The following is a 6662-nucleotide window of genomic DNA, read 5'->3' on the forward strand; positions in this document are numbered from 1 at the left end:
CCTCGTCGACGGCTACGCGTTCGGGTCGCTGTCGATGACGGCGTACACCCTCGACCTCTCCTGCCCCCACGCCGCGGGGGACGGAGGATCACCCGTGCCGCCGGCCGACCTGCCCCCGGACGCGTCCAACATCTGAGCCCCGGCCCGACCGCCACCGTCCCGCACAGTCGGCGCTGCCGTCGCTTCCGAGGTGGCACGAGACACGGAGCACTCGTGTCACGGGCATAGGGCCCCTCGGCTGACGATGTTGCTGCTGGTCGACCGGTGGTGCCCCCGGCGGGATTCGAACCGCCGGCGTTGCCGCGTCGCAGGACACCGGCGAGGAACTCCCCGGTGTTGTCGCAGAACGCCATCAACGGGTGGTAGCCGAACGTGCCCTTGAACGTGGGCTCCGCCTGTTCCTTCTCCGAGTGCGCGATCACGATCGAGGCGTCCACGTCGATCACCAACCCCGGCAACACCTGTCCCGCTGCTGTCGAGGCCGGGAACGGCGTCCCTCGGGTCTCGGTCCGCTGCGCCCAGGCCAGCTCACGCGCTGCCGCCCGCGCCGCGGCGACACCGACCAGGGCGCGCTCATCCAGAGCGTCGAGCAGCCGCCAGCACGTCGAATCCGACGCCACCGGCCCGAACAGCGTCGGCTGCTGCTCGAGCACCGCGACGTCGGAGATGGTCCGAGCGCCGTCGGCCACCGCCACCGCCATGTCCACCAGCACCCGCCCCGGATCATGGGTCGGGCGACGCTTGCGCACCCCGGCGAGCTCGATCCCGAGCCGGCCGGTCAAGCCCGTCCGGTCGGCGAGGTCGGCCAACAGTCGCGACCCCGCATGTGACACCACCCCCGCCCCGTCCGCGGTAACCATGATCGGTGGTCGCGTGCTTGCAGGGTCCACCTCGGAAGTGCCCTCCGGCTCGGGGACTTATGTCGACCCGCAAGTCTTCCCTGCTCAGAGGGCACTTTCGTCCATTAACACCCCCGCAGCCTCACAGAGCTCATGAAGAGCCCGGGCTAACGCGGCCCGTGTCGCCCACGGAATGCAGGAAGCGACGGCCTTCGAACCACATGGTCGAACGGCCGCTTGCCGACATCACTGTCGTCGTTGGTCGATATTGATCATCCACGAGACGCCGAACCTGTCGACGCAGGCACCGAACTCGTCGCCCCATGCCTGCTTCTCCAGCAGCACGGTCACCGTGCCGCCTTCGGACAGCTTCTCCCAGTAACCGTGCAGATCAGCGGAGTCGTCACCGGACACGCTGACCGACATGTTGGTGCCGGGCTTGAACTCCACGCCCCGCGGGGTGTCTGACGCCATCAGCGTGAAGCCCTTCGACGTCTCCAGCTGAGCGTGCATGACCTTGTTCGCGTCCGGCGAGTCGGCCTCGCCGAACTCGGCGAACGTGCTGATCGCGAGATTTCCGCCGAACACGTCGCGGTAGAACTCCATGGCCTGACGGGCGGTGTCGCCGAAGTAGATGAAGGGGTTGAGACGGGAAGTCATGGTCGATCCCTTGGCTCGTATGGGAAGGGCATCATCGCAGATGGGTCCGACAATCCCGACGCTTCACACCGATCCTTCGCATGGTCGACTCTGTCGACTCCCAGGGGAGCAGCGAACGAGGGGCCGGAAGGAGGAGCGAAGCCACCGGCCGGACCGGCGATGGCCGGTCACGGAAAGCTGGCACCGTTGGCGGCCCCGGCCGTGGGCTCGGCCGCCAGGCGTCGGTGTACACACCCTTCTGGCTGATGAGGGGGCACGGCCAGTTGGGGGTGGGGTTCATGGCCGGCAGCTTCAGCCGGATGAATTCGCATCCGGGAGGATTTGCCACGGCGTCTTCCTCGACCACGCTGATGTAGCGGTAGGTCAGGTCACGCTCGAGTAGCCCGAAAGCGGCCGTGCATACGTGGCGTGGCCGCATCGACTCCGCTCCTCGTACGGAGTGCCCACGACCACGCAGTGGTATGACCTCGGCCGTCACCAGCTCCTCCGCGGCCCGGCCTACGCGCTGTCCGGGCGCCAGCGAGCCTCCGGTGACCGCCTCTGTGTCGGGGATGTACTCACACGGCCTCGACGGTCCCGACCGTGCCGTCGACGCGAGCCGTCGCCGCGTCCTGCAGCCGCGCCACCGCGTCGCGCACGCCGACCACCGCCGGCAGCCCGTACTCCCGCGCCACGACGGCGCCGTGCGAGTTCGCCCCGCCCATCTCCATCACCAGCGCGCCGGCGGTGAGGAACAGGGGCGTCCAGCCCGGGTCGGTCGACGGGCACACCAGCACGTCGCCGGGGTCGAGGTGGGCGTCGGCCGGGTCGAGCACCACCCGCACCGGCCCCGTCGCCACGCCCGCCGAGGCCGGTGTCCCCACGAGCGCGCCCTCGGCGACCGGTCCCGGGAGCAGCGCCTCGGGCTCGGTGCCGTCGGAGAGAACGATCCGCGGGACGTGCCGGCGCGCCCGCTCGCGCTCGTGCTCGGCGCGGCGCTCCCGCACGAGTGCACGGTGGTCGGCGTCGCGCCCGGCCTCGTCCAGGTCGAGGAAGAACACGTCCTCGGCGCGGTCGATCCACCCGCCGGCGACGAGGTCGGCGCCCACGGCCAGCAGCTCGGCACGCGCGGCGCCGAGCACCGTGACCAGCCAGTACTTGGGCAGTTCCCGCAGGCCCGCGAACTCCCGCGTCGTGCGCAGCGCCGCGGCCACCACCCGCCCGCGCAGGCCGCCGACCCGGCCGGCGAGCTCCCGCACCGCCGCCTCCGCCTCGCCCGCACCCCGGGCGAAGACCGCGTCGGGGGCGGCCCCCGCAGCGTCCAGGCGCAGGTAGTTCGCGAGCACCCCGAGCAGCGGTGCCGGGTCGTCGCGCCAGCGCGGGACCCCGACGTCGATCTCGGCCACGCCGCGGTGCCCCCACCGCGCGAGGAAGCCACCGAGACCGTCGGCGAGCGCGGGTGGCCAGGTACCCCGGTCACGGGCCAGCTCCGCGGGCGGCGTCCCGGTCACCGCGGTGACCGTGGCGGGGTCGCCGCGCAGCCGGTCGGCGAGCGCCCACAGCGCGAGGTCCATCTCGGTGGTCACGTTGTGCTCCAGCCCGCGCAGCACCATGCCCAGCTCGCCGGGCCGCACCCGACCGCGCAGCAGCCGTGAGGCGAGGCCCAGCGCGAGGAAGCCGACGATCGGGGCCGGCACGAGCTGCGGGGCCACCGGTGCGAAGCGGTGGGTGAGCATCCAGCGCACGTGCTCGAGGCGCTCGGGGCGGGTGGCGCCCGCGGGTGCCGCCAGCTCGGCGCCGCGGGTCTCGACCACGTCGAGCGCCCGGGCCCGGGCCGCGGCCGGGCGCAGCAGGGCCTGCAGCGCCAGCAGCGGCAGCCGGTGGCGCGCGGCGACCCGGGCGACGCGGCGCAGCGCCGGCAGCGGGGAGCGGCGGGTGACGGCGAAGGCGGGTTGGTCGAGCTGGGAGGCCACGACCTGGGCCGACCGGGCTTCCATGACCCCGAGGAGGCCGCGCAGCCCGACGCGACCCACCCGGCTGCGCAGGAGCTCGGTGAGGTCGACCCAGAGGCGGCATCCGACGTCGGTGAGCATCGGCGGCCCCGCGTCCGGGTCGGGTGCCGGTCGCCCCAGCAGCTCGGCCACGCCGGCGCCGAGCCGTCGGGCGGCGGCCCGACCCATCGGTGTGATCGGGCCGAACACGCCCTGGGCGACGTTGGCGGAGAGGTAGAGCCGCAGGTCGTCGGCCGGGCCCACCCGCGGGTAGAGCGTGGTGATCGGGCGGGACTGGGTCAGCCAGAGGACCCCGGCGGCGTCCTGCGCCCACTCGATGTCCTGCGGCCGGCCGAACAGATCCTCGACGGCGTGCCCGAGGGCCACCAGTCGGTGCAGGGCCGCGTCGTCGAGCCGGGCGTCGTCGGAGCTGACCGCGACGCTCTCGGTGCCGCCGCCGGCAAGCGGGCGCACCACCACCCCCGGACCGCCGGCGCGTCGCTCGGTGACCGTGCCGTCGGGCGCGACGACGAGGTGCTCAGGGTCGACGGCCCCGGACACCACGGCCTCGCCGAGCCCGGCCGCGGCGTCGACGACCGCCTCCCGACGGCGACCGGTGACCGGGTTCGCGGTGAACAGCACCCCGGCGACCCGTGCGTCGACCATCTCCTGCACGACAACGGCCAGCGCGACGGCGCGGTGGTCGATGCCGGTCGCGGCTCGGTAGGCCACGGCGCGGTCGGTCCACAGCGACGCCCAGCAGCGCCGGACCGCGTCGAGCACCGCGTCGGCTCCGATCACGTGCAGGAACGTGTCCTGCTGACCGGCGAAGCTGGCGTGCGGTAGGTCCTCGGCCGTCGCCGACGACCGCACCGCCACCGGCCCGTCGGGGAGTGCGGCACGCAGCGCCCGGTCGACCTCCGCCGGCACCGGCACCGCCGCGACGAGGTCGCGCGCCTTCACCGCGAGGGCCGGGACGTCGTCGGGGACGGCGGTCGCGAGCGCGTCGAGCAGGGGGTCCAGCGCATCCCCGACGGCGAGTCGGTAGGCCGCCGTGGTGACGGCGACGCCGCCGGGCACCGGGAACGCCGCCCGGACCAGCGCGGCGAGGTTGGCGGCCTTGCCGCCGACACGGGCAAGGGTGTCGGGGTGACCGGGGTCGACCGCCTCCAGCCCGACGACGAGGTCGGTCATCACTTCTCCTTCCGGTCCCGCCGCGCGGCGTCGGCGAGCAGGGCCATCGCGCGGGCGACCAGCGCGCGGTCCGACTCGGACAGCTGCGCGGCGAGCGAGAGCTGCGCCTCGGCGCGGGTGCGCTCGAGGCGGCGCAGCAGGGCATCACCGTCGGAGGACAGGGCCAGGGCACGGGTTCGGCGGTCATCGGGGTGCTCGGTGCGTTCCACCAGCCCGCGGCGCACCAGCCCGTCGACGAAGCGGCTGGTGGCCGACACCGACCGCCCCACGCGGGCGGCCAGGCCGCCCAGGGTCACCGTCTCGCCGGCGTCGAGGACGTAGAGGGTGGCGAGCTGGGTGAGCGAGAGCTCGTCCTCGGCGTCCAGCGAGGCGAGCAGTCCGAGCAGGAACGTGGGCACCAGGGCGCGTCGCACCTCGCCGACGCTGGCGGCCAGCTCGTCCCGCTCGTCCACGATCATCTCCTTGCGTCGATGCAACCATTGCGAGAGTGCACCTCAACCGTGGGAGATCGCAAGGGGCGCGCTACGGCGGCGATCCGTCCCGTTCCCGCCCCGGCGTCACGACCGGGACGTGGAGCGGGCGAGAGCCTCGTGATGCCGGGTCAGCGCCAGCGCCGCGTGCGCCGACGGCGCCGGCTCGTCGTCCCCGACGACGCACGTCGCCAGCGCCGCGAGCAGTGCGGGCTCGTCCAGCCCGGAGCCGATCAGCACCAGCCGCGCCCCACCGACGCCCGCTCGCGTCGTGGCCGGCCGCACCCGGATCGCCGTGCCGACGGTCTGGACCTCCCAGCGCCCGCTGTCGCCCGGCAACCGCACGATCCCCTTCGCCCGTACCACCCCGGCCGGGCCCGCCTCGAGGAACGCCGCGAACCGCCCCGGATCGAGCGGCTGGTCGGACACGAACGACACGCTCTGCGCGGCCTCGTGCGGGTGGGCCCCGTCGACCTCGCGCAGCAGCTCGTCGAGGCCCAGCTGCGCGGGCCTCGGACGCACGACCGGGTCGACGAGCAGCGCCGGGTCCAGCGCCCCGTGCCGGGTCCCGACGACGGCGCCGGGCGCCACTGCCCGCACCGCCGCGACGGCCGCCTCGGCGGCTCCGACGGCACTGGGCTGCACCCGATCCAGGCCGTTCACGACGGCGAGGTCGGCCAGCCGGGCCTGGTCCAGGTCGGGCCGCGCGTCGTCGTACGTCGCGTGCGGATCGGTCGAGGCCAGCAGCAGCCGCACCAGCTCGCGGGGCTCGGCGAGCCCGCTGGCCTCCACGACGACGAGGTCCAGCGCCGCGGCGGGCGCGGTGAGGTCGGCGAGCAGGGCGGACAGGCCGTCGGCGTCGGTGGTGCAGCACAGGCACCCGTTCGCGAGGGAGGTCACGGCGTCGGCCTGCCCCGCGACGAGCATCGCGTCGATCCCCAGCGCCCCGAAGTCGTTGACGACGACGCCGATGCGGGTTCCGTCGGCGTGGCGCAGCAGGTGGTTGACCAGCGACGACTTCCCGACGCCGAGGTGGCCGGCCACCAGGACCACCGGCACCGTCCGATCGCGACGACCAGGCACGTCCGGCGACCCTGCCACAGCCCGACGTAGGGTCCGCACGTGCGTCCGCTGGAGGGCATCCGCGTCCTGGACCTGTCGAGGGTGCTCGCCGGCCCCTACGCCACCCAGTGGCTCGGGGAGATGGGCGCCGACGTCGTCAAGGTCGAGCCCCCCGGCGGCGACGACACCCGCGGCTGGGGTCCGCCCTTCCTCAACGACGAGGACGTCGGCCCGGGACGCGAGCCGGTGGACGGCCTCCCGCCCCCGGTCGGTCTTGAGGTCGAGGACGATGCCGCGCTTGTTGAGGTTAGTGGAGAGGTAGTAGAGCGACTGACGCTCGTCGTCGTCGCCCTCGTCGTTGAGGAAGGTCGTGCCCCAGCCGCGGGTGTCTTCGCCCCCGGGTGGCTCGACCTTCACCACGTCCGCCCCCATCTCGCCGAGCCACTGGGTGGCGTAGGGGCCGGCGA

Annotated in this window: 5 protein-coding genes and 2 pseudogenes; 1 reads left to right on the forward strand and 6 read right to left on the reverse strand. The window is 74.0% G+C overall.

From position 1 onward, the window contains the following. The 5 genes from AC0CYZ_RS00180 to AC0CYZ_RS00200 all read right to left on the reverse strand — a co-directional run. The coding region (locus AC0CYZ_RS00180; RefSeq protein ID WP_472210799.1) for a transposase at positions 1–890 on the reverse strand (890 nt) is incomplete at its 3' end. A 195-nt stretch (positions 891–1085) separates the two neighbouring features. Continuing rightward, positions 1086–1499: a VOC family protein gene (locus AC0CYZ_RS00185; protein WP_472210802.1), complete on the reverse strand. Its 414-nt coding sequence runs from the start codon at positions 1497–1499 to the stop codon at positions 1086–1088. A 557-nt stretch (positions 1500–2056) separates the two neighbouring features. After that, positions 2057–4663, reverse strand: coding sequence for a PEP/pyruvate-binding domain-containing protein (locus AC0CYZ_RS00190; RefSeq protein ID WP_472210806.1), 2607 nt, complete (start codon positions 4661–4663; stop codon positions 2057–2059). Continuing rightward, positions 4663–5115 (reverse strand): MarR family winged helix-turn-helix transcriptional regulator, encoded by a 453-nt coding sequence (locus AC0CYZ_RS00195; RefSeq protein ID WP_472210809.1) that lies wholly within the window; start codon positions 5113–5115, stop codon positions 4663–4665. The genes AC0CYZ_RS00190 and AC0CYZ_RS00195 overlap by 1 nt, the downstream gene beginning before the upstream one ends. Positions 5116–5220: 105 nt before the next feature. Next, complete coding sequence (locus tag AC0CYZ_RS00200; protein WP_472210812.1) at positions 5221–6255, reverse strand: CobW family GTP-binding protein; 1035 nt, start codon at positions 6253–6255, stop codon at positions 5221–5223. On the opposite strand from AC0CYZ_RS00200, the pseudogene AC0CYZ_RS00205 reads away from it, so the two are divergent. Then, positions 6256–6414 (forward strand): annotated as a pseudogene (locus AC0CYZ_RS00205) (CoA transferase); the annotation flags it as partial. It lies immediately after the preceding gene. On the opposite strand, the pseudogene AC0CYZ_RS00210 reads toward AC0CYZ_RS00205, so the two are convergent. Then, positions 6406–6627 (reverse strand): annotated as a pseudogene (locus AC0CYZ_RS00210) (CoA transferase); the annotation flags it as partial. The pseudogenes AC0CYZ_RS00205 and AC0CYZ_RS00210 sit on opposite strands and share 9 nt — an antisense overlap. Between the last annotated feature and the right edge of the window lie 35 nt (positions 6628–6662).

It is taken from the genome of Actinomycetospora sp. (assembly GCF_055612215.1).